This is a genomic window from Bowmanella denitrificans, from assembly GCF_002887595.1.
GTDB lineage: Bacteria > Pseudomonadota > Gammaproteobacteria > Enterobacterales > Alteromonadaceae > Bowmanella > Bowmanella denitrificans.
Genome location: NZ_PEBU01000007.1, coordinates 1 through 26,250, shown reverse-complemented (window position 1 = coordinate 26,250; position 26,250 = coordinate 1). Strand labels below are relative to the sequence as shown.

The 26,250-nt window shown below is 50.4% G+C and carries 27 protein-coding genes; 19 read left to right on the top strand and 8 right to left on the bottom strand.

Annotated features, from left to right (window positions below):
* Positions 1-34: 34 nt before the first annotated feature.
* Positions 35-1,009, top strand: a complete 975-nt coding sequence (locus CSR04_RS13640) for a glycerophosphodiester phosphodiesterase family protein (RefSeq protein ID WP_102796859.1) — start codon at positions 35-37, stop codon at positions 1,007-1,009.
* Between the two features lie 31 nt (positions 1,010-1,040).
* On the opposite strand, the gene CSR04_RS13635 is transcribed toward CSR04_RS13640, so the two are convergent.
* Positions 1,041-1,436, bottom strand: coding sequence for a hypothetical protein (locus tag CSR04_RS13635; RefSeq protein WP_102796858.1), 396 nt, complete (start codon positions 1,434-1,436; stop codon positions 1,041-1,043).
* Positions 1,437-1,586: 150 nt separating this feature from the next.
* On the opposite strand from CSR04_RS13635, the gene CSR04_RS13630 reads away from it, so the two are divergent.
* From CSR04_RS13630 to CSR04_RS13620, 3 genes are all read left to right on the top strand, one after another.
* Positions 1,587-2,144 carry a DUF2058 domain-containing protein gene (locus CSR04_RS13630; RefSeq protein WP_102796857.1) on the top strand — a complete coding sequence of 186 codons (558 nt, stop codon included), beginning with the start codon at positions 1,587-1,589 and terminating at the stop codon, positions 2,142-2,144.
* 150 nt (positions 2,145-2,294) lie between these two features.
* The gene (locus tag CSR04_RS13625) at positions 2,295-2,591 is read left to right on the top strand and encodes a hypothetical protein (protein ID WP_146027175.1); all 297 of its coding nucleotides are present in this window, start codon (positions 2,295-2,297) and stop codon (positions 2,589-2,591) included.
* Between the two features lie 22 nt (positions 2,592-2,613).
* A complete protein-coding gene (locus CSR04_RS13620; protein WP_102796855.1) occupies positions 2,614-3,228 on the top strand; it encodes a LysE family translocator in 615 nt (204 codons plus the stop codon).
* A gap of 333 nt (positions 3,229-3,561) precedes the next feature.
* Here the strand turns inward: CSR04_RS13620 and sppA are convergent, their stop codons facing one another.
* Positions 3,562-5,421, bottom strand: a complete 1,860-nt coding sequence (gene sppA / locus CSR04_RS13610; protein WP_102796854.1) for a signal peptide peptidase SppA — start codon at positions 5,419-5,421, stop codon at positions 3,562-3,564.
* Positions 5,422-5,619: 198 nt separating this feature from the next.
* On the opposite strand from sppA, the gene CSR04_RS13605 reads away from it, so the two are divergent.
* Positions 5,620-7,647, top strand: a complete 2,028-nt coding sequence (locus CSR04_RS13605) for an NADPH-dependent 2,4-dienoyl-CoA reductase (RefSeq protein WP_102796853.1) — start codon at positions 5,620-5,622, stop codon at positions 7,645-7,647.
* 13 nt (positions 7,648-7,660) lie between these two features.
* On the opposite strand, the gene CSR04_RS13600 is transcribed toward CSR04_RS13605, so the two are convergent.
* Positions 7,661-7,864, bottom strand: coding sequence for a hypothetical protein (locus tag CSR04_RS13600; protein WP_102796852.1), 204 nt, complete (start codon positions 7,862-7,864; stop codon positions 7,661-7,663).
* 66 nt (positions 7,865-7,930) lie between these two features.
* Between CSR04_RS13600 and CSR04_RS13595 the strand changes: the two genes are divergently transcribed.
* Positions 7,931-8,485, top strand: coding sequence for an NAD(P)H nitroreductase (locus CSR04_RS13595; protein WP_102796851.1), 555 nt, complete (start codon positions 7,931-7,933; stop codon positions 8,483-8,485).
* A gap of 52 nt (positions 8,486-8,537) precedes the next feature.
* On the opposite strand, the gene asnS is transcribed toward CSR04_RS13595, so the two are convergent.
* Positions 8,538-9,935, bottom strand: a complete 1,398-nt coding sequence (asnS, locus tag CSR04_RS13590; protein ID WP_102796850.1) for an asparagine--tRNA ligase — start codon at positions 9,933-9,935, stop codon at positions 8,538-8,540.
* 177 nt (positions 9,936-10,112) lie between these two features.
* Between asnS and CSR04_RS13585 the strand changes: the two genes are divergently transcribed.
* Positions 10,113-10,499 (top strand): hypothetical protein, encoded by a 387-nt coding sequence (locus CSR04_RS13585; RefSeq protein WP_146027174.1) that lies wholly within the window; start codon positions 10,113-10,115, stop codon positions 10,497-10,499.
* Here the strand turns inward: CSR04_RS13585 and bioA are convergent.
* Positions 10,496-11,761, bottom strand: a complete 1,266-nt coding sequence (gene bioA, locus CSR04_RS13580; RefSeq protein ID WP_102796848.1) for an adenosylmethionine--8-amino-7-oxononanoate transaminase — start codon at positions 11,759-11,761, stop codon at positions 10,496-10,498. The genes CSR04_RS13585 and bioA overlap by 4 nt on opposite strands.
* Positions 11,762-11,865: 104 nt before the next feature.
* On the opposite strand from bioA, the gene bioB reads away from it, so the two are divergent.
* The 5 genes from bioB to CSR04_RS13555 all read left to right on the top strand — a co-directional run bounded on the left by bioB (position 11,866) and on the right by CSR04_RS13555 (position 16,053).
* Positions 11,866-12,915, top strand: a complete 1,050-nt coding sequence (gene bioB, locus CSR04_RS13575; protein WP_102796847.1) for a biotin synthase BioB — start codon at positions 11,866-11,868, stop codon at positions 12,913-12,915.
* A 7-nt stretch (positions 12,916-12,922) separates the two neighbouring features.
* Complete coding sequence (locus CSR04_RS13570) at positions 12,923-14,080, top strand: aminotransferase class I/II-fold pyridoxal phosphate-dependent enzyme (protein ID WP_102796846.1); 1,158 nt, start codon at positions 12,923-12,925, stop codon at positions 14,078-14,080.
* A 1-nt stretch (position 14,081) separates the two neighbouring features.
* Positions 14,082-14,840: a methyltransferase domain-containing protein gene (locus CSR04_RS13565; RefSeq protein ID WP_102796845.1), complete on the top strand. Its 759-nt coding sequence runs from the start codon at positions 14,082-14,084 to the stop codon at positions 14,838-14,840.
* Complete coding sequence (gene bioD / locus CSR04_RS13560) at positions 14,837-15,508, top strand: dethiobiotin synthase (RefSeq protein ID WP_102796844.1); 672 nt, start codon at positions 14,837-14,839, stop codon at positions 15,506-15,508. Before CSR04_RS13565 ends, bioD begins: the two co-directional genes overlap by 4 nt.
* Before the next feature lie 68 nt (positions 15,509-15,576).
* Positions 15,577-16,053 (top strand): DUF4442 domain-containing protein, encoded by a 477-nt coding sequence (locus CSR04_RS13555; protein ID WP_102796843.1) that lies wholly within the window; start codon positions 15,577-15,579, stop codon positions 16,051-16,053.
* A gap of 23 nt (positions 16,054-16,076) precedes the next feature.
* Here CSR04_RS13555 and upp read toward each other — a convergent pair whose 3' ends face one another.
* A complete protein-coding gene (gene upp, locus CSR04_RS13550) occupies positions 16,077-16,703 on the bottom strand; it encodes a uracil phosphoribosyltransferase (RefSeq protein ID WP_102796842.1) in 627 nt (208 codons plus the stop codon).
* Complete coding sequence (pepE, locus tag CSR04_RS13545) at positions 16,700-17,407, bottom strand: dipeptidase PepE (protein ID WP_102796841.1); 708 nt, start codon at positions 17,405-17,407, stop codon at positions 16,700-16,702. The genes upp and pepE overlap by 4 nt, the downstream gene beginning before the upstream one ends.
* Before the next feature lie 154 nt (positions 17,408-17,561).
* Between pepE and htpX the strand changes: the two genes are divergently transcribed.
* The 5 genes from htpX (at position 17,562) to CSR04_RS13520 (ending at position 22,132) form a co-directional block, all read left to right on the top strand.
* Positions 17,562-18,434, top strand: coding sequence for a protease HtpX (gene htpX, locus CSR04_RS13540; RefSeq protein WP_102796840.1), 873 nt, complete (start codon positions 17,562-17,564; stop codon positions 18,432-18,434).
* Between the two features lie 68 nt (positions 18,435-18,502).
* Positions 18,503-18,970: a low molecular weight protein-tyrosine-phosphatase gene (locus CSR04_RS13535; RefSeq protein WP_102796839.1), complete on the top strand. Its 468-nt coding sequence runs from the start codon at positions 18,503-18,505 to the stop codon at positions 18,968-18,970.
* A gap of 23 nt (positions 18,971-18,993) precedes the next feature.
* Complete coding sequence (locus CSR04_RS13530; RefSeq protein WP_102796838.1) at positions 18,994-19,932, top strand: FecCD family ABC transporter permease; 939 nt, start codon at positions 18,994-18,996, stop codon at positions 19,930-19,932.
* A gap of 1 nt (position 19,933) precedes the next feature.
* Positions 19,934-20,671: an ATP-binding cassette domain-containing protein gene (locus CSR04_RS13525; RefSeq protein WP_102796837.1), complete on the top strand. Its 738-nt coding sequence runs from the start codon at positions 19,934-19,936 to the stop codon at positions 20,669-20,671.
* A gap of 114 nt (positions 20,672-20,785) precedes the next feature.
* Positions 20,786-22,132, top strand: a complete 1,347-nt coding sequence (locus CSR04_RS13520; RefSeq protein ID WP_102797082.1) for a class II 3-deoxy-7-phosphoheptulonate synthase — start codon at positions 20,786-20,788, stop codon at positions 22,130-22,132.
* Positions 22,133-22,257: 125 nt separating this feature from the next.
* Here the strand turns inward: CSR04_RS13520 and ppsR are convergent, their stop codons facing one another.
* On the bottom strand, positions 22,258-23,070 hold the full coding sequence (gene ppsR / locus CSR04_RS13515; protein WP_102796836.1) for a posphoenolpyruvate synthetase regulatory kinase/phosphorylase PpsR: 813 nt from the start codon (positions 23,068-23,070) through the stop codon (positions 22,258-22,260).
* Between the two features lie 160 nt (positions 23,071-23,230).
* Here ppsR and ppsA point away from each other — a divergent pair, with 160 nt between their 5' ends.
* Both ppsA and CSR04_RS13505 read left to right on the top strand, forming a co-directional pair.
* Positions 23,231-25,606, top strand: coding sequence for a phosphoenolpyruvate synthase (gene ppsA, locus CSR04_RS13510; RefSeq protein WP_102797081.1), 2,376 nt, complete (start codon positions 23,231-23,233; stop codon positions 25,604-25,606).
* 288 nt (positions 25,607-25,894) lie between these two features.
* Positions 25,895-26,200, top strand: coding sequence for a hypothetical protein (locus CSR04_RS13505; protein WP_102796835.1), 306 nt, complete (start codon positions 25,895-25,897; stop codon positions 26,198-26,200).
* Positions 26,201-26,250 lie beyond the last annotated feature (50 nt).

Here is a 26,250-nt window from a genome sequence, read left to right as displayed (position 1 = left end):
GCCGCCCAATTCGTCTTCTTAAAGGAACAGACAAATGCGTTATTTTATTACGCTGTGCTTTTTATTTTGCACTTCGGTGCAGGCCGCCGCGCCGCTGGCTATTGCCCATCGCGGCGTACCGGGCTATCTGCCGGAGCACAGCAAAGCATCACTGGCTTATGCCCATGCGCTGGGCGCCGACATGATTGAGTTTGATGTGAATATGTCGGCCGATGGGGTGCCAGTGGTCTTACACGACCTTATTCTCGATGAGGTGTCTGATGTGGCAGCGCGATTTGCCCATAAACGCGGTGCTGAAGGGAAATTCTGGGTTAAGGATTTTACCCTGGCAGAGCTACGTAGTTTGCGATTTCATGAGCGTAGAAAACCCACTGACGGGCCGCTGGTTTACCCTTCGCGTTTTAACGCCAAATTAGCCTTTGAGCTGGTCACTCTGGACGAGGCACTGGCGATGCTGGCTGAATTGAATCGGCTACAAAAACGTCGTACGGGCTGGTTAATTGAGCTGAAAAAACCAGGTTGGTATCAAAGTCAGGGGCTGGATATGGGAAAAGCGCTACTGGATGCGCTCAGACCCTATCAGCAAAGCGCAGCGCCTATGGTGTTGCAGTCTTTTGATGTTGAGTTTATGCAACAGTTGCGCGGGCAAACCCGCTTGCCGCTGAACGTGCTATTGGGGCGCAATAAGTGGGATCCCAACGGTAGTGATTTTGACAACCTCTGGACGACACCGGCCGGACTTAAAACTATCGCCGGTTTTGCCACTGGTGTGGGGGTACAGATAGGTATGCTGTTGGACGACAATGGTGCCACTAAGCTGGCCAAGGACATCCATGACGCAGGCTTAACGCTGAATGCTTACACTGTGCGGCTGGATAAACTGCCGAAAGGCATAATAAGCGCCGATGCGCTCTATGCGTTATTAATGGATAAGGTAAAAGTGCAGGGGATTATCAGCGATCAGGTTGATGATGTTCTTCGCTATCGAAGCCTGCCTGCCGGGCAATGATTCAGGTGGCCGGTTATCCGGCCGCCAGTGTCTAGTGGAAGTACTGTATAAGTACAGCAGCGATCAATAGCGGATAAGGAAAAGCAACCGTGGGTCGCAGCGCAGCGCGCAGATACTCGCTAATTAAACCAAGCGCAGAGGGGCGGTTTTGCTGCCAGTCGGAATAAAGCTGAGGCGTCGCATTGGCATCAGCTTGTTCGATTTTCAATAGCTCTTTTTCCAGTCTGCCCTGAAAGGTTTTGTAAATGGCATCCAATAACCATAGCAGCGGTAAGATTGCCATCGCCACCCAGGTTTGATGGTACAGCATAGCCAGCGTACATAGAGCAAATGCTGCTAACTTAATCATCAATGCCCAGCCTTCATAACTTTCTACTTGTTGATGCAAAGTTAGCCATAAGGCCTGTTGAGTGGATTGCGTTTGCATGGACTTCCTTGATTATTAAATAACAGCCGGGTGATTAGCCTACCGCAGTTTCTTGAAGAAGCAATAGGTCGCAGTTGCACAGAGGACAGCAGCCGGATTGCCATGTAAACTGTCGCCCTGAATTTTTCATCGCAGTCGGGAATTACTACCATGGCGCTCTCTCTTCAGGAACAACTGCTTAAAGCGGGGCTGGCAGACAAACAAAAGGCCCAAAAAGTAAATGCGGAAAAACGCAAGCAAACTAAAGCGCAGAAGAAGCACAAACTGGATATGGTCAACGAAGATAAAGTGGCCGCAGAACAGGCGCGTCAGGCCAAAATTGCCAAAGACAAAGAGCTGAATGAACAGCTTAAGCTGGAAGCAGAAAAGAAGGCCATTGCTGCGCAAATCAAGCAACTGATTGAAGTCAATCGTCAGCCTAAGAATAATGGTGATGTGGCCTGTAATTTCACCGATGGCGCTAAAATCAAAACCTTATACGTGGATAAACTGACCCACAAACGCATTACGCAAGGCAAACTGGCCATTGTTAAACTGGGCGAAAGCTACGAAATCGTCCCCACGCCAGTAGCGGATAAGATTGCCCAGCGTAATGACGAGCTGGTGTTGCACCGCGCAGATAAAACGGCTGAGCCAGCGCAAGCTGAAAAGAGCGAAGAAGACGATTGGTACGCTGAATACGAAATTCCAGACGATCTGATGTGGTAACGCCGAATGCGGGCTAAATGGAATAGCTTAAGCACAAAGCAAAAATGCGTTGTCTTGTCGCTCAGCTTGCCACTAGGTGCAGCTGGGCTTATCAGCCTGACTGATTGGTCATCACAGTGGTGGCACGCATTCTTTCTGATACAGTTGGCCATGCTGCCATGGCAATGGTCGCGCCAGCAACATCATCTGCCAATGGGGCTGGTGGTGAACAATCCTTTCGAGGTGCTGCGTTTTGATGCCGACAATCTGTACCTGGGGGAAGAGGTGTTTCCCCGTGCTAAGATAAAACGCCTGGTATTGGATAATGTTGATGGCAAGGGCCTGTTGCAATTGCCTTTTAATCAACGCCAGGCCAAAGTGCCGCAAGTGATGTTCGACCAAGAACATTTGCCAAAACTGCGTCAGATGCTGACCGAGCAGTTGCCTGGTGTTGAGGTCATTACGTAAGTTTTTTCAGATGGTAGGAAGTATGGACAGTTATCTGATTTTTATTCTGGTGGCGTGTGCGGCCATTGCTACGCCGGGCCCGGCCGTTTTACTGACCCTGAGCAATAGTTTAAAACACGGCGGTAGAAGGGCGGTTTGGGGCATAATGGGAGTGGCCAGTGGTATTTTACTGGTATCCGCTTTATCGGCTACAAGCATTGGGGTGATACTGGCTACCTCGGCACTGGCCTTTACTATTTTGAAATATGTCGGCGCCGCTTACCTGATTTATATGGGTATTAAAATGTGGCGAAGTCCGCCTGGCTTTCACTCTTTGGAGCAACCCCTCAAACAATCCCGTCGCCATCGTTTATATTTGCAAGGATTGTCTATCAGTCTGATGAACCCAAAAGCCATTTTTTTCTTTATGACGTTGTTTCCGCAATTTGTTGATATTGATGCTCCCTATGCCGGACAATTTGTGCTTCTGACCCTGACATTCTGTGCTTGTTTGCTGATCATCCACAGCCTGTATGCGCTAGCGGCCAGCCGTGCGCGGATAAAGCTTAGCAGCCCTGCTGTCGGGAAAAAGGTTAATCGCCTGAGTGGTAGCTTGTTTATGCTGTTTGGATTTGGTCTGGCAGCTTCGGGCAGATAGCATGGATGTTTCTATTCTGGAAGCTGGCAACAGACCCTACCTCTTCGCCACTAGGTACTGTGACCTGACAAACCCATGATATATTGTCGGATTGACGACGATGAACAGGGTACGCACCTCGGTGCTTTTATGCAGGCACAGTTAGTCTGCCAGAGGGCTTTACGAACGTTTTGGATTAAAGCCCGTTGGGGACATCTTCTACAAAGGGCCGATACCTTATCAACGCATGTGGTTGCAGCTTCGAGCAGATTAGGCAATCATATCCGCCTTGAAAAAACAAACAGCTGAAGACAAAAAAGCCGACAAATGTCGGCTTTTTTAATAACGTTCAGCTTATATCTCACACGGCAGGCAGAGTGCGTAAGCGCCACGGGGATCATTGAGTTTGGCAAACGTGTCAAATTCGGCCACCAGTTGCTTGACCAGCCCCATTAACTGACCATCGCTCTGGCTCTTAAGGGCGCCACCAAACCAGGTGGAGGCAACACCAAAGAACTCATTCCAGAACTGCTCTTTGGGGCTTAAGTCCCGCTCAACATATTTGGTGTCGTACTGTTCCAATCCGGCCAGTTCAGCCGCCGCACTGACGGCATCATCCAGATAACCCAGTTTATCCACCAACCCTAACTCAAGGGCGGTCTGACCAATCCAGACACGGCCTTGCGCAATACTGTCGACCTTGCCTTTGTCCATGTCACGTTCATTCGCCACCAGGGTAATAAACTGATCATAACCATGTTCAATATTACGCTGAATGACCTCACCGATTCGGGGATCCAGCGCCCGAACCGCACTCATACCAGCAAATTCTGTGGTACCTACGCCATCGGCATGAATTCCCAGGTAATCCAGGCTGTTTTCATAGGTCATAAACATGCCAAAGATACCGATAGAGCCAGTAATCGTACTGGGTGCTGCCCAAATCTCATCAGCGCCGGCGGAGATCCAATAGCCACCAGATGCTGCATAGGTGCTCATGGACACAACCAGAGGCTTGCCTGCGGCTTTGATATTTTCCACTTCCTGACGAATCACTTCCGAGGCAAAAGCACTGCCCCCGGGAGAGTCTACGTACAGCACAACAGCTTTGACGCTATCGTCCAAACGAGCTTTGCGTAGCAGTGCTGCAGTACTGTCTCCACCTATGGTGCCAGCCTTTTGTGTGCCGTTCAGAATGGTTCCCTTGGCCACCACCACACCAACGTTATTGGTGTCTTTGGGCATGGGCAGATAAGGGCCGTTAATCACCTGCAGATATTGTTTAAAGCCGATATGCCGATATCCACGCGCTGATTTATCTTCACCCACCACAGCAACCAGCTCATTACGTATCTCTTCGCGGTTACGCAGCCCATCCACCCACTTATTTTCAAGGGCGTACTGGGCAAAATCGCCGCCAACCTGTTCGAACTTGGCCAGGAAGTCATCCAGTTTTTCGTCAAAATTGCTCACGTCCATACCGCGGGCTTGAGCCACATCAGCTTTGTATTGGCTCCACAGTGCATCCAGCCAGGCCTGGTTAGCCTGTTTGGCAGCGTCTGACATATCATCGCGGATAAAAGGTTCAATGGCGGACTTGAAGGTACCCACCCTAAATACGTGAGTAGTGGCTTTAAGCTTTTCCAGCATGGATTTAAAGTACAGGCGGTAACGGCCATAGCCATCCAGAATCATCCAGCCCATGGGGTTCATGTACAGGTGGTTGGCGTGTGCGGCCAGATAATACTGTTCCTGGCTGAAGTAATCACCTATGGCATAGATGGGTTTGCCGCTCTCTTTAAAGCTGTCCAGGGCATCGCCGATCTGCTGTAATTTATCCAGTCCGCCATGTTGCAAGCCGTGCAGGTCCAGTACCATGGCTTTAATGCGCTTATCGTGTTTGGCATTGTCGATGGTAAAGAGCACATCACGCAGCAGGACTTCAGGATTCTCATCTTTTTCTTCGAACGCTTCCTGCATAAACTGGGCAAATGGATCAACTGCGGTCTTTTCTATCACCAACTCGCCATTCAGGTTCAGGATCAGGGCTGAGTCTTTGGGAACCTCGATTTTTCCTTCCTCTGACGCAATACCTATAATGATTGCCACAACAATCAGAATGAAAATAAGGTTGAAGAACAACTTACGGGAGAAGTTCAACACCGACCAGATCCCGCCAAACAAGGTTCGGACCATACTTTTTTGTGCTGCCATAATTACTGCAAGTTTACATTGATAATGTGCATATCCTATCCAAAGTCGGCGCCAACAAGAAACAGCAAATGTAATTTTTTATGACCACAGGCAAAAAAGCCTGATTGGTTGGGGTGAACAGCTGTACGCCCAATAGCAGGTGAAATCTTTGTTAATTTTAGGGTAGACTCAAAACAGATTGGACCAGTTGAGAAGAACATGACTAAGCACGCATTATATCCGCACTTGCTAAGCCCCCTGGATTTGGGCTTCACCCAGCTTAAGAATCGCGTATTGATGGGCTCTATGCATTTAGGCCTGGAAGAAGAAAAGCAGGGTATCGAAAAATTGGCGGCCTTTTATGCCGAGCGTGCGGCAGGCGGGGTAGGTTTGATTGTCACCGGGGGGATCAGTCCGAATCGACAGGGCTGGGTGTTTCCTTTTGCCTCCAGAATGACGCGTAAGTCCCACGCGAAAAAGCACCAGCTTATAACGGATGCCGTTCACCAACATGACGGCAAAATTTGTATGCAAATTCTGCATACCGGGCGCTACGGCTATCATCCCATTAATGTGGCACCATCCGCTGTTCAGGCCCCGATTAATCCGTTTAAGCCCAGACAACTCTCCGTCCGGGGCATTAAAAGTACCATTAAGGATTATGCTAATTGTGCCGCCATGGCCAAATTAGCCGGTTACGACGGTGTAGAAATCATGGGTTCGGAAGGCTATCTGATAAACCAGTTCCTATGCCCTCGCACCAATCTGCGCGAAGACGAATGGGGTGGCAGTTTTGAAAACCGCGCCAGGTTTGCCCTGGAAGTGGTCAAAGCGGTGCGGGCCAAGGTCGGTGAGGCATTTATTATTATTTTCCGATTGTCCATGCTGGATTTGGTGGAAGGTGGCAGCGAATGGCAGGAAGTGGTCAGCCTTGGCAAGCAATTGCAACAGGCTGGTGTGACCATTATCAACACCGGCATCGGCTGGCATGAGGCCAGGGTACCAACGATTGGTACTATGGTGCCGCGTGCGGCTTTCACCTGGATCACGCAGCGGATGAAGCAAGAATTATCTGTTCCTCTGATCACCAGCAATCGCATTAATGCACCGGATGTGGCTGAGCGGGTATTGGCCGATGGGCATGCTGATATGGTCTCGATGGCCAGACCCTTTTTGGCTGATGCTGAGTTTGTTAATAAAGCGCAGCAGCAACGTGCAGATGAAATCAACACTTGTATTGCCTGTAACCAGGCCTGCCTTGACCATGTATTTAAGAAAAAGCGTGCCACTTGTCTGGTCAATCCCCGCGCCGGTTATGAAACAGAACTGAATTTTCCGCTGACCCATCATAAGCAGAAGCTTGCTGTCGTGGGGGCAGGACCTGCTGGGCTGGCTTTTAGCTGTTATGCGGCAGAGCGTGGGCACGAAGTGCACTTATTTGACAAGGGCAGAGAGATTGGCGGGCAGTTTAACTACGCCAAGCAGATCCCCGGTAAGGAAGAGTTTCATGAGACATTACGTTATTTCGATGTACGGCTGAAAAAAGCCGGTGTCAATGTGCACCTTGAGCAGGAACAGTCGGTACAAAGTCTCAGTCAGGGAGGTTTTGACCAGGTGGTGCTGGCAACGGGCATTGTGCCGAGAAAGTTGGCTATTCCAGGTTTGGAGCACGGCAAAGTCATGAGCTACCTGGATGTGCTCAGAGATCACAAACCTGTGGGTAAGAAAGTGGCAATCATTGGTGCTGGGGGCATTGGCTTCGATGTGGCAGAATTTTTGTTGGAACAACCATCCCTGACCACCCAGCCAGAAAACTGGCTAAAGAGCTGGGGTATAGACAAACACTATGCGGGGCGCGGGGCGCTGACCCAACCAGAGCAACACGCGCCACAGCGCGAAGTGTATTTACTGCAGCGCAAAACCACTAAGGTAGGCAAGGGATTAGGGCCGACTACAGGTTGGATCCATCGTGCATCATTACAGAATAAACAGGTGCAGATGATCCCCGGCGTCAATTACAAGCTAATCGACGATAAAGGTTTGCATATTGAGGTTAACGGCCAGACGCGCTGTCTGGAAGTTGACAATGTGATTATCTGTGCTGGCCAGGAGCCGCTGCGCGCGTTACAACAGGGGTTACTGGATGCCGGCATGACCGTGCATCTGATTGGCGGCGCCGATGTGGCAGCAGAACTGGATGCAAAGCGTGCCATTCGCCAGGGGGCCGAGCTGGCATCGGTTATTTGAGCCAGAATCGTCATCAATTGTGCTTGTCAGACTCATCCAGCCATTTTTGGATCAGTCTGGCAATGCGACGATAATCCTCCTCAGCAAAAGACTTTAACAATCTGCCGGTGGCAGGTTTTGCACCAATCTTGGGCTGCTGCCGGCTGAAAAGCTTGTGCAGCGCGCCTTTTTGCTCAGTTTTTGACGGTTCAGACTGGGCAGCAGACTTTTTTACCATAGGGACTCTTGTAAATTCGCGTATCCTTTTCTAATTTAGCGGCAGAATCCACCGAGTTAAACCGTTATGCAAGCACTTGAGTTGTTATTAAATCGTAGTTCCCAGCCCAGATTACAAGAGCCGGCCCCCGCCGGTGAAGCCCTGAGTAATATTATGCGCTCAGCCCTGCGCGCCCCGGATCACGCCAATCTTAGTCCTTGGCGATTTGTTGTCTGCCAGGGACAAGGGCTGGTAAAACTGGGGAACATCTTCGAACAGGCAGCCATTGCGGCCGATATGTCGCAAAAAGACGTTGAGCGGGCACCACAGCTTCCTTTGCGTGCTCCTATGGTGGTGGTGGCGATCACCCGCTATCAGGACAATCCCAAGGTGCCTTGGGTGGAACAGGTGGCGTCCACCGCGTGTGCCGTGCATGCTATGCAAATGGCAGCTTTGGCGCAGGGCTTTAACGGCATTTGGCGGACCGGCAGCTATGCACAGAATGACGAGGTGAAAGCAGCGTTTAACCTGCAGGAGCAGGATGAAATTGTGGGCTTCTTGTATTTAGGTACACCTCTTTCTGACGCCCTGCCAAGAGCCGCAAAAGATGTGTCAGATTATTTTGAATTCTGGGGTGATTAATCAAACCGCAAGATAGAGCGGACCGGTAGATGTCGGTCCGCGTTTCATATGGTTAGTAGTTGGCATTACCTGGTGTACGCGGGAAGGGGATCACGTCACGAACGTTCTGCATGCCGGTCACATAGGCAACCAGACGCTCAAAACCTAAACCGAAGCCCGAATGGGGCACTGAGCCATAACGGCGCAGATCGCGATACCAACTGTAATCTTCCTTGTTCAGGCCCATTTCTTCCAGACGCTGATCAAACACATCCAGGCGCTCCTCACGTTGTGAACCGCCGATAATCTCACCGATACCAGGGGCTAAAACGTCCATTGCGGCAACGGTTTTACCATCGTCGTTGGCACGCATATAGAAGGCCTTAATGTCTTTCGGGTAGTTCTGCATGATGATCGGCGCACCCACATGTTCTTCAGCCAGATAGCGCTCATGCTCAGAAGACAGGTCTACTCCCCAATCCACCGGGAACTCGAAGTTTCTGCCGGAGTTTTTCAGGATCTCAATGGCGTCGGTGTAATCCATGCGCACAAAATCCTGATGAATCACTTTTTCCAGACGGCTGATGGCATCCTTATTGATGCGATCGGCAAAAAAGGCCATATCGTCGGCACGTTCTTCCAGCACTGCTTTAAACACATACTTCAGCAGGTCTTCGGCCAACTGGGCGATATCGCTTAAGTCGGCAAAGGCTACTTCCGGTTCTATCATCCAGAATTCTGCCAGGTGGCGACTGGTATTGGAGTTTTCTGCCCGGAAAGTGGGGCCGAAGGTGTAAATATTGGACAAGGCGCAGGCATAGGTTTCACCGTTGAGCTGCCCGGATACGGTCAGAAACGCCTCTTTGCCAAAGAAGTCCTGACTGAAGTCCACATCGCCTTTATCATTCTTTGGAATGTTGAGCATATCCAGAGTGGAGACACGGAACATCTCGCCTGCGCCTTCAGTATCGCTGGCGGTAATGATTGGGGTGCTGACCCAAAAGTAGCCACGCTCATGGAAAAAACGATGTATCGCTTGCGACAGACAGTTACGCACCCGGGCCACGGCACCAATCACATTGGTACGTGGGCGCAAATGTGCATGCTCACGCAGAAACTCTATGCTGTGACGTTTGGCGGCCATGGGATAAGAGTCCGGGTTTTCGACCCAGCCAAGTACTTCTACCTTGGAAGCATCAATTTCCAGGGCCTGGCCCTGACCTTCAGAGGCCTTAAGGGTGCCGGTAACGGCCAATGAACAGCCAGCTGTCAGCTTTTGCACATCATTGTAATTCTCAAGGTTATTCAGAGCGATGACCTGAATAGGATCAAAGCAACTGCCATCATGCAGGGCAATGAATGACAAGCCGGCTTTTGAATCACGGCGGGTACGAACCCAACCCTTTACAACAACTTCAGCACCAACCTGATGCTGACCTTTGAGAATTTCTACCACGGGGGTATGTGCCATCTGACCTCTCCAGACGATCCATGCACGGATCTGATTTTATGCTCTACAGTAATAAACGGGGCATGCCCGCGGCACGAGGTGCCGAAAATACGTCCTGAATTCAACGAAATGTTAGTGTCCGCAGGACGGGGTGTGTAATCTTACTTGGCTGACAGCCAGACTCAAGAAAAATCCGCTATGTCACCAAAGCAGCGTCAATGGCAAGGCCAAAACCGGCGTCAGACCGCGCCACAAAATGATCGGTTATACCGGCTGCTTATCGCCCTCAGCCTAAGCGCCTGGGCATTGTTTGTGGTTGCGATGCTGCTGTTTCACTATGCCAGGCCTGAATTGCAAACCGGTTTTATGCAAGCTTTAGGCATGCAATCTGAACAGGACTGGCACAGGGGGCTGAGCGGGTGGCTGTTACTGACACTGAGCTGCTCGGTGTTTTTCAGTATTGTGGCGCTGATTATTCGTAAACGACGTGCCAGACGACGCCAGGACGGTCTGTGGCTAAATCTGATTATCCTGGCGTTGCTGTCGTTGCTCAGCCTTGGCTGGTTGCTGTTATTTGCAGATTAATCTGCCAAAGCACTGGCAATGGCTCGAATGATCTGGCTAAGGTCATCCTGATTAATGATATAGGGCGGCATAATATACACCAGCTTACCAAAGGGACGGATCCACACGCCCTGACTAACAAACTTGCGTTGTAACCGGGCGACATCCACTGCGGTTTTACATTCCACCACGCCGATGGCACCCAGTACACGGGTATCTGCAACGGCGCTTAAATTGCTCAGAGGTAACAACTCGGCACGTAGTTGCCGTTCTATCTGGCTAACCTGGGTTTGCCAGTGCCCTTGTTGCAGTATCTCCAGGCTGGCATTGGCCACTGCACAAGCTAATGGATTCCCCATGTAGGTCGGACCATGCATAAAAACACCGGGCTGGCCCTGACAAACGCCTACCGCAACGTCTTCGCTGCACAAGGTTGCTGCCAGCGTCATATAACCTCCGGTCAGGGCTTTGCCCAAACACAGAATATCCGGGCTGATACCGGCGTGCTCGCAGGCAAACAGTTTACCCGTGCGGCCAAACCCGGTGGCAATTTCATCGGCAATCAGTAGCACATTGAACTCATCACACAATTGACGGGCTCGTTTTAAGTACTCCGGGTGGTAAATACGCATGCCACCCGCGCCTTGTACTATTGGCTCCAGGATGAGGGCTGCAACTTCATGATGGTGACGCTGCAACAGCTCGTTTAAAGGCTGAATGTCGTCTTCATTCCACACCTGACCAAAGCGGGTTTGCGGGGCAGGGGTGAAAATCTGTTTGGATAGCACGTCGTTGAATAAACTATGCATGCCATTGACCGGGTCACAAACAGACATGGCAGCAAAGGTATCGCCATGGTAGCCATTTCGGGGGCTGATGAATTTATGCTTTCCCGGATTGCCCTGACAGGCCCAATATTGCAGGGCCATTTTCATCGCCACTTCAACAGCGACCGAACCTGAATCAGCCAGAAAGACCCGGTTCAGACCTTGTGGCACCATATCTAACAGTGTTTGACACAGACTAATGGCGGGTTCATGGGTCAGGCCACCGAACATCACATGTGCCATTTTGTCAATCTGGCGGTGTGCTGCCTGGTTCAGGTGAGGGTGGTTGTAACCATGCACTGCTGCCCACCATGAGGACATAGCATCGATCAGAACTTCACCTGTTTGCAGGTAGATCCGCACACCATCGGCTTTTTCCACCGGATAACAAGGCAAAGGAGACACAGCTGAGGTATAAGGATGCCAGATATGTTGCTGATCAAAATCCAGGTTCATGGTTATTATTTGTCCGGTTGTAAATTTTGGATTTGCATTTAAGTTGACAAGTTAATTGCCGCGCATAGACTACTCAAGCAAAATCCCAGTGTAAAGGAATCCCCATGCAGGCCTCTGCTGCCATCCGTCACGATTGGACGGTTCAACAAGTTCGTGATTTATTCGCTTTGCCTTTTAATGACCTGTTGTTCCAGGCACAGGTTGCCCATCGACAACATTTCAATCCGAATGAAGTGCAGGTCAGTACTCTGTTGTCGATCAAAACCGGGGCCTGCCCAGAGGACTGCAAATACTGTCCACAAAGTGCCCGCTATGACACCGGCCTTGAAAAAGAGCGGCTGATGGAAGTGGAGAAGGTCTTGCAGCGTGCCCGCGAGGCGAAAGCCGTGGGTTCCACCCGTTTCTGCATGGGAGCAGCCTGGCGTAACCCCAAAGACAAAGACATGCCCTATGTGATTGAAATGGTTAAAGGGGTAAAAAAACTGGGCATGGAAACCTGTATGACGCTGGGTATGCTGAGTCGCGAGCAAGCGATGATGCTTAAAGATGCCGGTCTGGACTACTACAACCACAATCTGGATACGTCGCCTGAATTCTATGGCGAAATAATCAGCACCAGAACCTATCAGGACCGCCTTAACACCCTGGATAACGTCAGGGCCGCTGGTATGAATGTGTGTTCGGGCGGAATTGTTGGTATGGGAGAGAGCGCCAATGACAGAGCCGGGTTGCTGGTGCAGCTTGCCAATTTGCCACAGCACCCTGAGAGCGTACCGATTAATATGTTGGTAAAAGTCAAAGGTACGCCACTGGATGAAGTGGAAGACCTGGACCAGTTTGAGTTTATCCGCACTATCGCGGTAGCCAGAATCATGATGCCTAAGAGCCATGTGCGCTTGTCGGCAGGTCGAGAAGCCATGAATGAGCAGATGCAAGCCTTGTGTTTTATGGCTGGTGCCAATTCTATCTTTTACGGCTGCAAACTCCTGACTACCTCTAATCCAGAAACCCATGCCGACGTGAAGTTGTTCCGCAAGCTGGGCATTAATACTGAGCGCGGCCGTCAGTATTCTGATGAGGCGCATGAAGCAGTGTTGATGGATGCGGTAAAAGCACAGAAAAGTGAAGAGTTGTTTTACGACGCCAGTCTCTGAAGCTGCTATGGCATTTGAATTTATTGCTGCCGAGCTGGCCAGGCGGCAGGAAGATAGTCTGCTGCGGCGCCGCCAGTTAATTGAGCATGCAGATGGTCGTTGCCTGGAGGTGGCGGGGCGCCGCTATCTGAATTTTTCCAGCAATGACTATTTGGGGCTGGCTCACAGTGACGAACTTAAAGCCATTGCGACCCGCTGCGCATTAGACTGGTCGGCTGGTAGTGGTGCTTCGCCTTTAGTGACCGGTCATTCTTTGGCTCATGCCAGGCTGGAAGATTATCTGGCCGACTTAACAGGCCGCGATAAGGTACTGTTATTTAACAGTGGCTTTGCAGCTAATCAGGCCCTGATTCAAAGCTTGATGGCAAAAGGCGGTCATATACTGGCCGATAAGCTCAGCCATGCCTCTATGCTGGACGGTGCCCTGGCGACCCAAGCGCGTTTGCAGCGCTATCGCCACAATGATATGCAGCACCTTAGCGAACTTGTACTAAAAGTCGACGGTGACACCCTGATAATGACGGAAGGGGTGTTTAGCATGGACGGCGATAAAGCGCCGATAAGCCGTTTATGTGACATCGCTGCGTCATGTCAGGCCCTGTGTTATCTGGACGATGCCCATGGCTTTGGCGTGTTGGGGCCGCAAGGGATAGGCAGCGCCGAAGGTATCTCGCAACATGCCTTGCCGCTGCTGATGGCCACCTTTGGCAAGGCTATAGGTACATCTGGGGCATTTCTGGCAATTCCGGCTACTGTGCATGACTATCTGGTTAATTTTGCCCGTCACTACATATACAGCACGGCGATGTCGCCACTGCTTGCTGCGATTACCCTGGAAAGCTTAAAGCTGGTTAAAGGGCAGGCATGGCGTAGAGAAAAACTCAGCGAAAATATTCACTGTTTTCGTCATTTATGTCAGTCCGCTGGTGTTCCTTTGATGGCATCAGATACGGCAATTCAACCGGTTTTAATGGGGGATGCAGAGCGGACATTAACCCTCTGCCAAATAATGAAAAATAACGGATTGTGGTTGACGGCCATTCGGCCGCCTACCGTACCACCGGGTAGCGCCAGGTTACGCATAACCCTGACGACCGCTCATTCCAGGGACGATATTTGCGAATTGGTCAAGGTGTTAGCACAAGGGCTGAACGGTGATAAGTAGTATGCAGACCAAAGTCCGGATTGCCCGGCAGTTCAGCCAGGCAGCCCATTGCTACGATCAGTTAGCCGAAGTGCAGTGGCAAATCGGTGTTGATGCCGTTAGCCAGGTAACGCCAACAAGTGGCATGCTATTGGATATTGGTAGTGGCACCGGGCGCATTAGTGCATTGTTGGCAGACAAGTCCGGGCAGGTGATTGGACTGGATTTGGCTGAGGGTATGGCAAGGTTTGCCAGCCGCACTCAGCCTAATAAAGCTGGCTTTCTGGTAGGGGATGCAGACAATCTCCCCTTTGCCGATAATGTCTTTGACTATGTGTTTTCCTGCATGGCGTTACAATGGTGCCAGCCCATTTCTCAGGCTTTTTCTGAAGTGGCAAGAGTCATGAAGCCTGGCGCTAAAGGGTTGTTAGCGATGATGGTGCAAGGATCGTTACAGGAGCTGCACCGCTGCTGGCAGGCGGTCGGGCAACCAGCCCATGTTAATCATTTCCTTAGTCTGGAGACGCTGGAGCAGGCTGCAAAGCAGGTGGGGCTGACCTGGCAGGTACAAACCAGGCTTTATCAGACCTGGCATACCAGCCTAAGAGATGCCTTACATTCGATTAAGGATATTGGTGCTGGGGTGGTGCTCAATCCAACTCGCAGTCCTTTGAGCAAAGCAGTTATTCAGGCAGTTGAACGACGATACTTTGAAAATTATCAACAACAAGGGCTTGTACCTGTAAGCTACCAAGTGGCTTTTATGGAGATACAAAAATGAGACGTTTTTTTGTCACGGGTACGGATACCGAGGTCGGCAAAACCTTTGTTTCCCAGGCGATATTACATCAGCTAAAAGATCGCAGGCTGCAGACCGTGGCGTTTAAGCCGGTGGCATCAGGTTGCGAATTTACTGCCGATGGCTTGAGAAACAGCGACGCTATTGCCCTGCAACAGGCTGCGTCTATTGCCGTCCCTTATGAACTGGTAAACCCAGTTGCGTTTGCGGAGCCTGTGGCCCCGCATATTGCAGCGCATCATGCCGGGACCCCGATTGACTTCGCACAGTTGGAGCAAGCCTTGGTGGGGTTGTCGTCATTCAATCCGGACATTCTACTGGTTGAAGGAGCCGGTGGATGGCGCTTGCCTCTGGGGCAGGGGCGCTTCTTATCTGAGTTTGTGGTTGCTCAGCAAATGCAGGTGATTCTGGTGGTGGGAATGCGGCTTGGTTGTTTAAATCATGCCCTGCTGACCGCCGAAGCCATCAGACGCGACGGCTTACAACTGGTCGGCTGGGTTGCTAATCAAGTGGAAGTGGATATGCCATATCAGGCTGAAAATCTGAGCTTGCTTGAGCAGCAGTTAAACGCGCCATTGCTAGGCCATATTCCCAGACTATCCGCAGCTAAAACGGCCCATCAATATCTGGATCTCACCCCACTGATATAGTGGCTATTGGCCTGTGGTCCAACCAGTGTTAATCTGCATAAACATCAACAACATTGTGATGATCTGCAATGAAAGCACTGACTAAGGCTAATTGGGCGCTGAAGGTATTTGCCTGGCGCTACATACCACTCATCGGATTTTGTTCGCCCCGCATTGAAATCATGGACGAGCACAGACTGCAGGTCAGCATTCCCAATACCTGGCGCACCAAAAATCACCTTGGCAGTGTCTATTTTGGTGCACTGGCTATTGGCGCTGATCTGGCCGGCGCTTTTCTGGTATTTCAAAAAGCAAAACGGCGTGGGATTAATGCCAATTTTGCGTTTAAAGACGTACAAGGTGAGTTTTTAATGCGGCCAGAGGCCAGGGTGCATTTTACCAGTCAGGATGGTGCCATTATTGACGAGATGCTGGATGACTCGATAAATAGTGGCCAACGGGTAAACCGTCCGGTGTCGGTGCTGGTGACTTGCCCGGACCTGCATGGCGATAAGCCAATGGCAATATTTAAACTGACCCTGTCGGTAAAAGCCAGGGCCCGTTAAGGCCCTGCTGACTGGCTCTAGGCTTACTTTGTACCAAACAACTTGTCACCCGCATCGCCCAAACCTGGCAATATGTAGCCTTTTTCATTCAGGCCCTGATCAATGGCGGCGGTGTATAATTCAACATCCGGGTGGGCTTTTTCCAGGGCGACGATCCCCTCGGGCGCGGCTACCAATACCAGTGCCTTGATGTGTTTACAGCCACTTTGTTTTAAAAGGTCGATGGTGGCAATCATAGAACCGCCGGTGGCCAGCATAGGATCAACAATAATGGCCAGTCGTTGGTCCAAGTCTGCGGTCAGTTTCTGAAAATACGGCACGGGCTGTAAGGTTTCCTCATTGCGGTAGATACCCACCACACTGATTCTGGCATTTGGAATAAGCTCTAGTACGCCATCCATCATACCCAGGCCTGCCCGCAGAATTGGCACTATGGTGACTTTTTTGCCCTGGATTTGGTCAATCTCGATATCGCCACTCCAACACTGCAAGCGGGTTTTTTCGGTGGGTAAGTCGGCGGTGGCTTCATAAGTCAATAAACTGCCTATTTCCCGCGCCAGGGTGCGGAATTCCCTGGTGCTGATACCGGCATCCCGTAGCAAACCTATTTTATGTTTCACCAGAGGATGGCGTATTTCTACGACTTTCATTGGTCTGAACTCCTTAGAAAAGCGGAAAGATCATCTGCAGGCTGAATATCCTGTTGCTTACCGCCTAAGAATACTATGCCAGGATGCGGACCTTGCAAGGTCAGCTTGTCACCCAATCGCACTAATGCACTGCCTTCACGGATGGCAATAACCGGCATCTGCGGATTGAGTGCCATAAACTCAGCCAGACGCTGGGCCCGGGTTTCACCATTGTGACCAGGGGGTTGGTAGTCTGTATAGTGCGGATTAATCTGAAAGGGCACCAGCTTTAAGGCAGAAAAGGAAGGCGGCTCAATAATGGGCATATCGTTGGTGGTGCGAATGCTGTCACCACAAATATTCGAGCCTGCGCTCCAGCCAATATAAGGCATACCAGCGGCTACTTTGTCGCGAATAACATCAAGCAGTTCTAAACGGTACAGTTGATTCAGCAGATTAAAGGTATTACCACCACCTACGGCAATCGCTTTAGCTTGTTCCACAGCCTGCTTAGCATCGGCATATCGATGAATACCTTGCACCCTGATGTCGGGCAGGGCCTGCTGAACTTTTTGTACATAGTCGTCCCAGTTCAGCGTGACACCGGCGAAGGGTACAAACAACAGGTCCTGAATGCCGTTCAGGTGCGACATGATCGTTGCCCGGGCAGTCTGCAAATAGTCGTGCTGACCTTCCCTTGAGCTACTTAACATCAATAGTTTCATAGGCTTTTTTTAATTTAGTGCGGTAGGGGCCGGTAGTATAAAAGCTCAATCCAGCCAGGTCATGGGAAGTTGACATAAATATTCACACTTTGGCAGATTGAAAAAGTCCGGGATGCCCACAGAATAAGGGCGATCAAATCTTTCTGGAGACTTTATGAAACGTGTACTGTTGTTTGTCGCAACCAACCTGGCCGTTGTGCTGGTGCTGGGCATAGTGATGAACCTGGTGTTCAGTTTCCTCAATATTGACCCGCGAGGCATGGGCGGACTGCTGGTGTTTGCCAGCGTGTTTGGCTTTGGTGGTGCGTTTATCTCATTGCTAATGTCAAAATGGATTGCCAAACGCTCAGTGGGTGCACATGTTATCGACAGCCCAGCCACCCATACAGAGCAGTGGTTGGTGAATACCATTAGTCGTCTGGCAAAACAGTCCGGTATTGGTATGCCTGAAGTGGCTATTTATCATTCACCGGATATGAATGCCTTTGCCACAGGGGCTAACCGCAACAACGCGCTGGTCGCTGTATCAACCGGTTTGCTGGAAAACATGCAACAGGATGAAGTGGAAGCGGTGCTGGCTCATGAAGTGGCGCACATTGCCAATGGTGATATGGTTACCATGACGTTGCTGCAAGGCGTGTTGAATACCTTTGTGATATTCCTGGCCAGGGTGATTGCCAATGTGATTGATAATGCCACACGCAGCAATAACAGTGGCGGAGGACTGGGCGGTCTGGCCTACTTTGCCGTGGTGTTTGTGCTGGAGATTGTCTTTGGAATTTTGGCCAGCATTATTGTTATGGGCTTTAGCCGTTATCGTGAATACAGGGCTGATGCCGGCTCAGCGTCCCTGGTCGGGCGTAATAAAATGATCGCCGCGCTGCAGCGCCTGAAGCTCAGTCAGGAATCGCGCCTGGATGGTAATCTGATGGCCTTTGGTATTCGGGGTAAATCGGCCATGGCAGAGCTGTTTCTGAGTCACCCACCTCTTGAGAAGCGTATTCAGGCGCTTCAACAAGGACGTTAAGTTCTGGCGGTTGACTGAAAATACAAATCTGACAGACTAATGGCCACCGCAAGTGGCCATTATTTTTTATGCACGCACCTATCAGCTCCGTTCTTTTTGTCTGTCTTGGCAATTTGTGTCGTTCGCCTACTGCGCATGCCGTGCTGACGGGCATGGCCCGGCAACAGCAATGCAATATACGGATAGACTCTGCCGGTACCTCACCTTATCACAAAGGCAGTTTACCTGATGCACGTACGCGCGAGGCTGGACAGGCACGCGGTTACAGTTTTAAAGGGCAGCGCTCCCGGCCGGTGCTGGATGAGGATTTTGCCCGTTTTGACCTGGTGCTGGCCATGGACAAGCACAACCTGCGTGACCTGCAGGAACGTTGTCCGGCGGAATATCAGCATAAGGTAAAGTTGTTTCTTGAATATACCGAACAGGAAGAACTGGAAGTACCTGATCCTTACTATGGTGGCCGTCAGGGCTTTGAACTGGTGCTTGACCTGATTGAGCAAGGCTGTGAAGTTTTGTTAAGCAAAGCGAAACGTTAGCCTTGTTAACACCAGATCGCAGGATGTTAGTCGCGCTACTGTTGGTAATGATAGCGCTGTCCGTCGGTATCGCTGTGAATGGCCTGCAGCTTGATGCACAGATTGATCAGCAGATCCTCTGGCAGTTGCGGCTCCCTTTGGTTGGCAGTGCAATCTTGGTGGGAGCCAGTCTGGCCGTCAGTTCGGCGCTCTTGCAGGTAATGCTTAGAAATCCCCTGGCGGATCCTGGTCTGATTGGTATTACCAGTGGGGCCAGTCTATTCGCGGCCATTTACTTATTGCTGGGCGGAGCGTCACTGGCCGGTTTTGCCAGTTATGGGCTGCCGTTGTTCAGCTTTCTGGGCGCTTTGCAGTCGACTTTTTTAATTCATGCCATTGCCCGGCGTTTAGGGCTGGACTCCGGTGCCGGCGTTATTCTGGCCGGTATTGCGATTTCCACGCTAGGGGGGGGAGTGATTGCCTGGTTGTATTTTCTGGCGGATGCACAGTCACTCCGAAACCTGACTTTTTGGTTGCTGGGCAGTCTGCATCAGGCAGATCTGCTTTTGGTCAGCTTGACCCTGCTGCCGGTATGCGGACTGATTGGCTATGCGATGATGCAAGGACAGGCACTGAACTGGCTGTATTTTGGCGGGCAGGCCGCGCAAGTGGCCGGGTTGGATGTGAAAGCCTTTTACCCCCGCATGTTACTGATTAGTGCGTTACTGGTGGGAATAGCGGTATCACTGGCCGGTTCGATAGCTTTTATCGGTTTATTGGTACCCCATTTATTGAGGAATCTGTTTGGTCATGACAATCGCTTTATTTTGCCGGCATCGGCCATGACCGGAGCCATTCTGTTGCTGATGGTAGTGTGGGTATCCGGCGCATTTGGCGGTGTGGCGGTGCCAGTATCGATGCTGACTGCCACCTTAGGTGGTCCGGTGTTTCTTTATTCTGTAATCAGACTGGCGAAACACTGAGATGCTGGAAGCCACACAACTGCAGTTGTCGAAGCGTCTTAAGGACATTGAACTGGTACTGCCAGCGGGGCGGTTTGTTCATCTGCTGGGGCCGAATGGCGCTGGGAAGTCCACGCTGCTGATGGTTCTGGCCGGTATTCTGCAACCACAGGTTGGTCAGGTACGGTTAAATGGTCGATACCTTGGCGACTACTCGCCGCCAGCGCTGGCCGGTGTGCGTACTCTGATGGAACAAAATCTGCAAACCGCTTTTGCGCTGTCGGTTAAAGAGTGTCTGACTTTTTATGCACCGCAGCTTGGCATTCCTGAGCTGTTGGAACAAGCGCTTGAAATCCGGCAGTTTTTATCGAGGCCACTGAATACCCTCTCTGGCGGGGAACAGCGCCGGGTGCAGATCTGTCGCACCTTGATGCAACTCTGGCCGGCCATCACATCCGGACGGGCGCTGATACTGATGGATGAACCCGTGCAGGGCTTGGATTTTGCACACCAACACCGGCTTTGCCAACTGCTGGTGACACTGGCTGACATGGGCAATATGCTGGTTGTTAGCCATCATCAGTTAAATCTGGCGCAGATGTACGGCCATCGCATTTGGCTGATGTCTGAAGGGCGGCTGGTTGCCGATGGTAGTCAGCAAGATGTCTTGAATGAAACCACACTGACACAGATTTTTCAGTGCGGTATACGAATCTGTACAGACTCAGAACAAAATAGACTAATACAAACCTACCTGTAATCGCTTTTATAGTCTAATTGGTCATTGAAATTTTCTTTCATAACTCGTAAGTTTCAGGGTTGCGAAATGGGCGCAATTCCGCGCCACATGGTGCAAAGCAAAAAAGGAAACTCAGTGACACAATGGCAACCCGATAGTTGGCGCCAGCTGCCGATTCTGCAGCAGCCCACCTATGAAAATAAACAACAGCTAGAAGATGCAGAGAAACGCCTGGCCAAATACCCGCCGCTGGTATTTGCAGCCGAGACGCGTGAGTTGTTTAGACAGTTGGGAGAGGTTGCCCAAGGTAAAGGTTTTTTACTGCAAGGTGGCGATTGCGCGGAATCTTTTGATGAATTCAACGCACCCAAAATACGTGATACCTTCAAAGTCATCTTGCAGATGGCCATTGTCCTGACCTTTGCAGGACGCTGTCCGGTCACTAAAGTGGCACGCATGGCGGGTCAATATGCCAAACCGCGTTCTGATAATTTTGAGACCATTGATGGCGTATCTCTGCCGAGTTACCGTGGCGACATTATCAACAGTTTTGAGTTTACCGAAGCATCGCGCCAGCCCAATCCAGAGCGCATGATTGAAGCGTACCATCGCTCTGCTGCGACATTAAACTTGCTGCGTGCATTTGCCCAGGGTGGTCTGGCTGATCTGCATCAGATTCAGCGTTGGAATATGGCATTTCTGGAAAACAATCCGCAAAAAGAACGTTACCAGGAGATGACCCGACGCATTCAGGATGCCTTGTCCTTTATGGAAGTCATCGGCATCAATTCGGCTAATCATCGTGAATTACACGAAACCTCATTGTTTACCTCACATGAGGCACTGCTGCTTAACTATGAGCAGGCCCTGACCCGCAATGATACTCTGACCGGCAAGTGGTATAACTGCTCTGCACACATGCTATGGATAGGTGAGCGCACCCGCCAGTTGGATCACGCTCATGTTGAGTTCTTCCGCGGTATTCATAATCCCATCGGCGTGAAGATCGGGCCTTCCATGCAGGACGATGAGCTGATTCGTTTAATTGACGCATTAAACCCGAAAAATGAAGCCGGGCGTTTAACCCTGATTACCCGTATGGGGGCCAATAATCTGGGTGATAAACTGCCAGCGTTGCTGCGCAGGGTCAAACAGGAAGGCCGTCATGTGGTATGGAGCTCAGATCCTATGCATGGTAACACCGTTAAGGCTTCCAGCGGTTATAAGACCCGTAACTTTGACGATATCTTCAGGGAGATTCAACACTTCTTCCAGGCACACCGTGCCGAAGGAACGCATGCCGGTGGCATCCACCTGGAAATGACCGGCCAGCATGTTACCGAATGCGTAGGTGGTGCTTATGGTATTGGCGAGGCCGACTTAGGACAGTGTTATCAGACTCAGTGCGACCCGCGTTTGAATGCCGACCAGGTGCTTGAACTGGCATTTTTAGTGGCAGATCACCTGAAAAAAGATGTGTGACGAGATAGGTGCTGCACAGTTTAACAATTGGCGACCAGCCATCTGTTGTTAGCTTGCATTACCGCCTGTGGAGGGTCGGACTTAAGTCCGGCACCTCCAGCACCAAAGTTCACTCATCACATGCTTTAGTATTTCTTACGCTGTAAGCCCGTTTCGGCCAGAATTTTGGCCGAAATTTCCTCCACCGAAAACTTGGTACTGTTCAGAAACGGAATCGACTCCCGGCGATACAGGTTTTCTACTTCCCTTAATTCCATTCTGCATTGGCGCATAGACGCATAGCGGCTATTGGCACGGCGCTCAGAGCGAATCTGATGCAAGCGTTCTGGCGCAATGGTCAGCCCAAACAATTTACTCTTAAAATGCCTGAGCCTGGCCGGCAGTTTAAGCATGTCGCCCATATCATCTTCAGTAAATGGATAGTTAGCAGCTTTAATGCCGTATTGCAGCGCCAGATATAGGCTGGTGGGTGTCTTACCCGAACGGGATACCCCGACCAGGATGATATCCGCTTCTCCATAGTTATCCAGATTCGCGCCGTCGTCATTTGCCAGCGCGTAGTTAACCGCTTCAATACGAATATCGTAGGTTTTTTCATGGATACTGTGAGTACGGTGTTTTTCTGGCTTAGCCGGAATACCCAACACTTTCTCCAAAGGGGCGACAAATTGGTCGAGAAAGTTGTAATTAATCCCGACCGAATTGGAAATGATTTCCCGCACATCGAGATTGACGATGGTATAAAACACCAAAGGTCTTTCACCTGTTTCCTTGAAAATCTTGGCAATCTTGCTATTTACTTTCTCTGCCTGCTCAGAAGTTTCCACGAAAGGTATGGTGATATGGTTGAATTCTACAGGGAACAGCGAGAGTAAGGCGTGGCCGAACACCTCAGAGGTAATGGCAGTGCCATCGGAAATATAAAATGCGGTGCGCACAACAACTCCTTAACAATGTCGTAAATTTATTACGAAAATAAATAAAGTTTTACTTTTTTATTACCGACATTCTAAAATCCTCTGCGAAAAAAGCCAGCAGCCCAAATTACTTAAGGGATTGGGGCGATTTGAAAAACATGCTAATTCGGAGGCATTCGCGGTGCAGAAATACGTTTTGTGGTATCAGCAGTTAGGCATGCATGATGTGGAACGGGTAGGGGGCAAAAATGCCTCTTTAGGAGAAATGATTTCCAACCTGGCCAATGCCGGTGTGATGGTCCCAGGGGGCTTTGCGACAACAGCAGACGCCTTTAACGAATTTCTGGAACAAAGTGGGCTGAATCAACGCATTCACGACGTTCTGGATGCCTTGGATGTGGATGATGTTAACGCACTGGCCAGAACTGGTAGTGAAATCCGTCAGTGGATTATTGACACGCCGTTCCAGTCAGAGTTGGAAGACGCCATCAAGGCCGCGTTTGAACAACTTGAGCAGGAGGCCGGTGGTGAAGCGTCGTTTGCGGTGCGCTCTTCCGCTACCGCCGAAGATATGCCCGATGCGTCTTTCGCCGGTCAGCAAGAAACCTTCCTGAACGTTAAAGGGCTGGATGCCGTGATGACGGCTATCAAGCATGTGTTTGCGTCATTGTTTAATGACCGTGCCATTTCCTACCGGGTGCATCAGGGCTATGACCACAAAGGCGTGGCGTTGTCTGCAGGTATTCAGCGCATGGTACGCTCTGACTGTGCCTCCTCTGGCGTGATGTTCACCATTGATACTGAATCCGGCTTTGAAGATGTGGTATTTATCACCTCCTCCTATGGCTTGGGTGAGATGGTGGTGCAGGGGGCTGTCAACCCGGACGAATTCTATGTGCACAAACCAACTCTGGATAAAGGCAAGCCTGCCGTGGTGCGTCGTAACCTGGGTAGCAAGCTTAAGAAGATGATCTATTCCACTGACGTGGGCCACGGCAAGCAAGTCGAGATTGTCGATGTGGAGCACAATGACAGTCATCGTTTCTCCTTGTCTGACACCGAAGTTATGGAACTGGCGAAACAAGCCCAGATTATCGAACAGCATTACAAGCGCCCCATGGATATTGAATGGGCCAAAGATGGCGTGGATGGCAAGCTCTATATCGTTCAGGCCCGTCCTGAGACGGTACGTAGCCGTGAAGATGCACAAACCATTGAACGCTTCCACCTTAAAGGCAAGGCCAATGTGGTGTGTGAAGGCCGCGCCATTGGTCATAAGATAGGTAGCGGTGTGGCTAAAGTACTGGCATCCATTGAAGAAATGGACAAGATCCAGCCAGGAGACGTGTTGGTGACGGATATGACCGATCCAGACTGGGAGCCGATTATGAAAAAGGCCTCCGCCATTGTCACCAACCGTGGCGGTCGTACCTGTCATGCAGCCATCATTGCCCGTGAACTGGGTATTCCGGCCGTGGTCGGCTGTGGTAATGCCACCGACAGCATTCAAACCGGTGATAAGGTCACAGTGTCCTGCGCCGAAGGCGATACCGGCTACATCTATGGCGATGTGCTGGAGTTTGATGTGGTGACCTCCCGTATCGATGCTATGCCCGATTTGCCGCTGAAAATCATGATGAACGTAGGCAACCCGGATCGGGCTTTCGACTTTGGCCGTTTGCCGCACGCCGGTGTCGGGCTGGCCAGGCTGGAATTTATCATTAACCGCATGATCGGTGTGCACCCTAAAGCGTTGCTTAACTATGCATCCCAGCCCGATGAGGTCAAAACCGAAATCGATGAAATGATGGCGGGTTACGAGTCACCCCGTGAATTCTACATTCAGAAGTTGGTTGAAGGTATTTCCACTATTGCTGCGGCCTTCTCGCCAGAGAAAGTGATTGTACGTATGTCAGACTTTAAGTCTAACGAGTACTTTAACCTGGTGGGCGGTTATCAGTATGAGCCGCACGAAGAGAACCCTATGCTGGGCTTCCGTGGTGCCAGCCGTTATGTATCTGAAGATTTCCGTGAATGTTTCGCACTGGAATGTGAAGCCATTAAACGGGTACGCAATCAGATGGACCTGACCAATGTGGAAGTGATGATTCCGTTTGTCCGTACCCTGGAAGAAGGCCGTAAGGTGATTGAACTTCTGGCGGAGCAGGGTCTGAAGCAAGGGGAAAATGGCCTGCGGGTGATTATGATGTGTGAACTGCCATCCAATGCCCTGCTGGCAGACAAGTTCCTGGATATCTTTGATGGCTTCTCTATCGGCTCCAACGACCTGACTCAGTTAACCCTGGGATTGGATCGCGACTCCGGTCTGATTGCACATTTGTTCGATGAACGTAATGAAGCGGTGAAAGCCTTGCTGGCGATGGCCATAAAGGCGGCAAAGGCCCGTGGCAAGTACGTGGGTATTTGTGGCCAGGGGCCGTCTGATCATGAAGACCTGGCTGCCTGGTTGGTTGAACAAGGTATTGACAGCGTGTCATTGAATCCGGATACCGTGGTGGACACCTGGTTGTACCTGGGTGAGAAGCACGGAATATAATCCTCACTGTTCTGCTGATATTCTGGAAAAGCCGCAATCTGACGATTGCGGTTTTTTTTTGACATTTAAAAATAACATGCCACAGTTACATTTCCTCAGTAATGGAAGTAGAGGAATGGAATTAAACATCAACAAGGAAGGTTTTATGCAACCTGTATTTAAGTTTGTCACCCCGCTTTCGTTCATATTCAGCTCATTAGCTGAAAGTTGCTCAAACCCACAGTTAAGTAAAGGTCGCGGAATTTTTTACCTCGCTGCCGTCATTGGTTAAGTGTCAAGGATTGGCTTTTGAAAACATTATTTATTGGACTTTTGATTGTTGCTGGGGTTGCTAGTGCATCAGAACATTTTACCTGTGGTCAGACTTTAGACATCCATAAGCTTAGTGAAGCCAGGGCTGAAATTGAAAAACTAAGTTACTTGGATACTGAGTATTACTATTCCGAAAATGGCAATCATTTTATTGGCGATAAGCGCAGTGAAATCTACAAGAATTTTCTGGAAGAATGTCTGAATAAACAATTGGTTAGTTACGATCTTGAGGCATTATCCTCAGCAGACTTACATCAGGGTGAGATCACGAACATTATTTGAGCAACCTCGACTTGATTTGTCAGACCAATTGACGAGCTGATCATGCTGTG

What these genes read in the sequence shown, in the direction of transcription:
- htpX (WP_102796840.1), top strand. Translation starts at nt 17,562, where the DNA reads ATGAAACGTGTACTGTTGTTTGTCGCAACCAACCTGGCCGTTGTGCTG.
- CSR04_RS13635 (WP_102796858.1), bottom strand. Translation starts at nt 1,436, where the DNA reads ATGCAAACGCAATCCACTCAACAGGCCTTATGGCTAACTTTGCATCAA.
- CSR04_RS13640 (WP_102796859.1), top strand. Translation starts at nt 35, where the DNA reads ATGCGTTATTTTATTACGCTGTGCTTTTTATTTTGCACTTCGGTGCAG.
- CSR04_RS13585 (WP_146027174.1), top strand. Translation starts at nt 10,113, where the DNA reads ATGTCACCAAAGCAGCGTCAATGGCAAGGCCAAAACCGGCGTCAGACC.
- CSR04_RS13570 (WP_102796846.1), top strand. Translation starts at nt 12,923, where the DNA reads ATGGCATTTGAATTTATTGCTGCCGAGCTGGCCAGGCGGCAGGAAGAT.
- bioB (WP_102796847.1), top strand. Translation starts at nt 11,866, where the DNA reads ATGCAGGCCTCTGCTGCCATCCGTCACGATTGGACGGTTCAACAAGTT.
- CSR04_RS13605 (WP_102796853.1), top strand. Translation starts at nt 5,620, where the DNA reads ATGACTAAGCACGCATTATATCCGCACTTGCTAAGCCCCCTGGATTTG.
- CSR04_RS13630 (WP_102796857.1), top strand. Translation starts at nt 1,587, where the DNA reads ATGGCGCTCTCTCTTCAGGAACAACTGCTTAAAGCGGGGCTGGCAGAC.
- CSR04_RS13535 (WP_102796839.1), top strand. Translation starts at nt 18,503, where the DNA reads ATGCACGCACCTATCAGCTCCGTTCTTTTTGTCTGTCTTGGCAATTTG.
- CSR04_RS13600 (WP_102796852.1), bottom strand. Translation starts at nt 7,864, where the DNA reads ATGGTAAAAAAGTCTGCTGCCCAGTCTGAACCGTCAAAAACTGAGCAA.
- bioA (WP_102796848.1), bottom strand. Translation starts at nt 11,761, where the DNA reads ATGAACCTGGATTTTGATCAGCAACATATCTGGCATCCTTATACCTCA.
- CSR04_RS13625 (WP_146027175.1), top strand. Translation starts at nt 2,295, where the DNA reads ATGCTGCCATGGCAATGGTCGCGCCAGCAACATCATCTGCCAATGGGG.
- bioD (WP_102796844.1), top strand. Translation starts at nt 14,837, where the DNA reads ATGAGACGTTTTTTTGTCACGGGTACGGATACCGAGGTCGGCAAAACC.
- upp (WP_102796842.1), bottom strand. Translation starts at nt 16,703, where the DNA reads ATGAAAGTCGTAGAAATACGCCATCCTCTGGTGAAACATAAAATAGGT.
- sppA (WP_102796854.1), bottom strand. Translation starts at nt 5,421, where the DNA reads ATGGCAGCACAAAAAAGTATGGTCCGAACCTTGTTTGGCGGGATCTGG.
- pepE (WP_102796841.1), bottom strand. Translation starts at nt 17,407, where the DNA reads ATGAAACTATTGATGTTAAGTAGCTCAAGGGAAGGTCAGCACGACTAT.
- CSR04_RS13620 (WP_102796855.1), top strand. Translation starts at nt 2,614, where the DNA reads ATGGACAGTTATCTGATTTTTATTCTGGTGGCGTGTGCGGCCATTGCT.
- CSR04_RS13565 (WP_102796845.1), top strand. Translation starts at nt 14,082, where the DNA reads ATGCAGACCAAAGTCCGGATTGCCCGGCAGTTCAGCCAGGCAGCCCAT.
- CSR04_RS13530 (WP_102796838.1), top strand. Translation starts at nt 18,994, where the DNA reads ATGTTAGTCGCGCTACTGTTGGTAATGATAGCGCTGTCCGTCGGTATC.
- asnS (WP_102796850.1), bottom strand. Translation starts at nt 9,935, where the DNA reads ATGGCACATACCCCCGTGGTAGAAATTCTCAAAGGTCAGCATCAGGTT.
- CSR04_RS13525 (WP_102796837.1), top strand. Translation starts at nt 19,934, where the DNA reads ATGCTGGAAGCCACACAACTGCAGTTGTCGAAGCGTCTTAAGGACATT.
- CSR04_RS13595 (WP_102796851.1), top strand. Translation starts at nt 7,931, where the DNA reads ATGCAAGCACTTGAGTTGTTATTAAATCGTAGTTCCCAGCCCAGATTA.
- CSR04_RS13555 (WP_102796843.1), top strand. Translation starts at nt 15,577, where the DNA reads ATGAAAGCACTGACTAAGGCTAATTGGGCGCTGAAGGTATTTGCCTGG.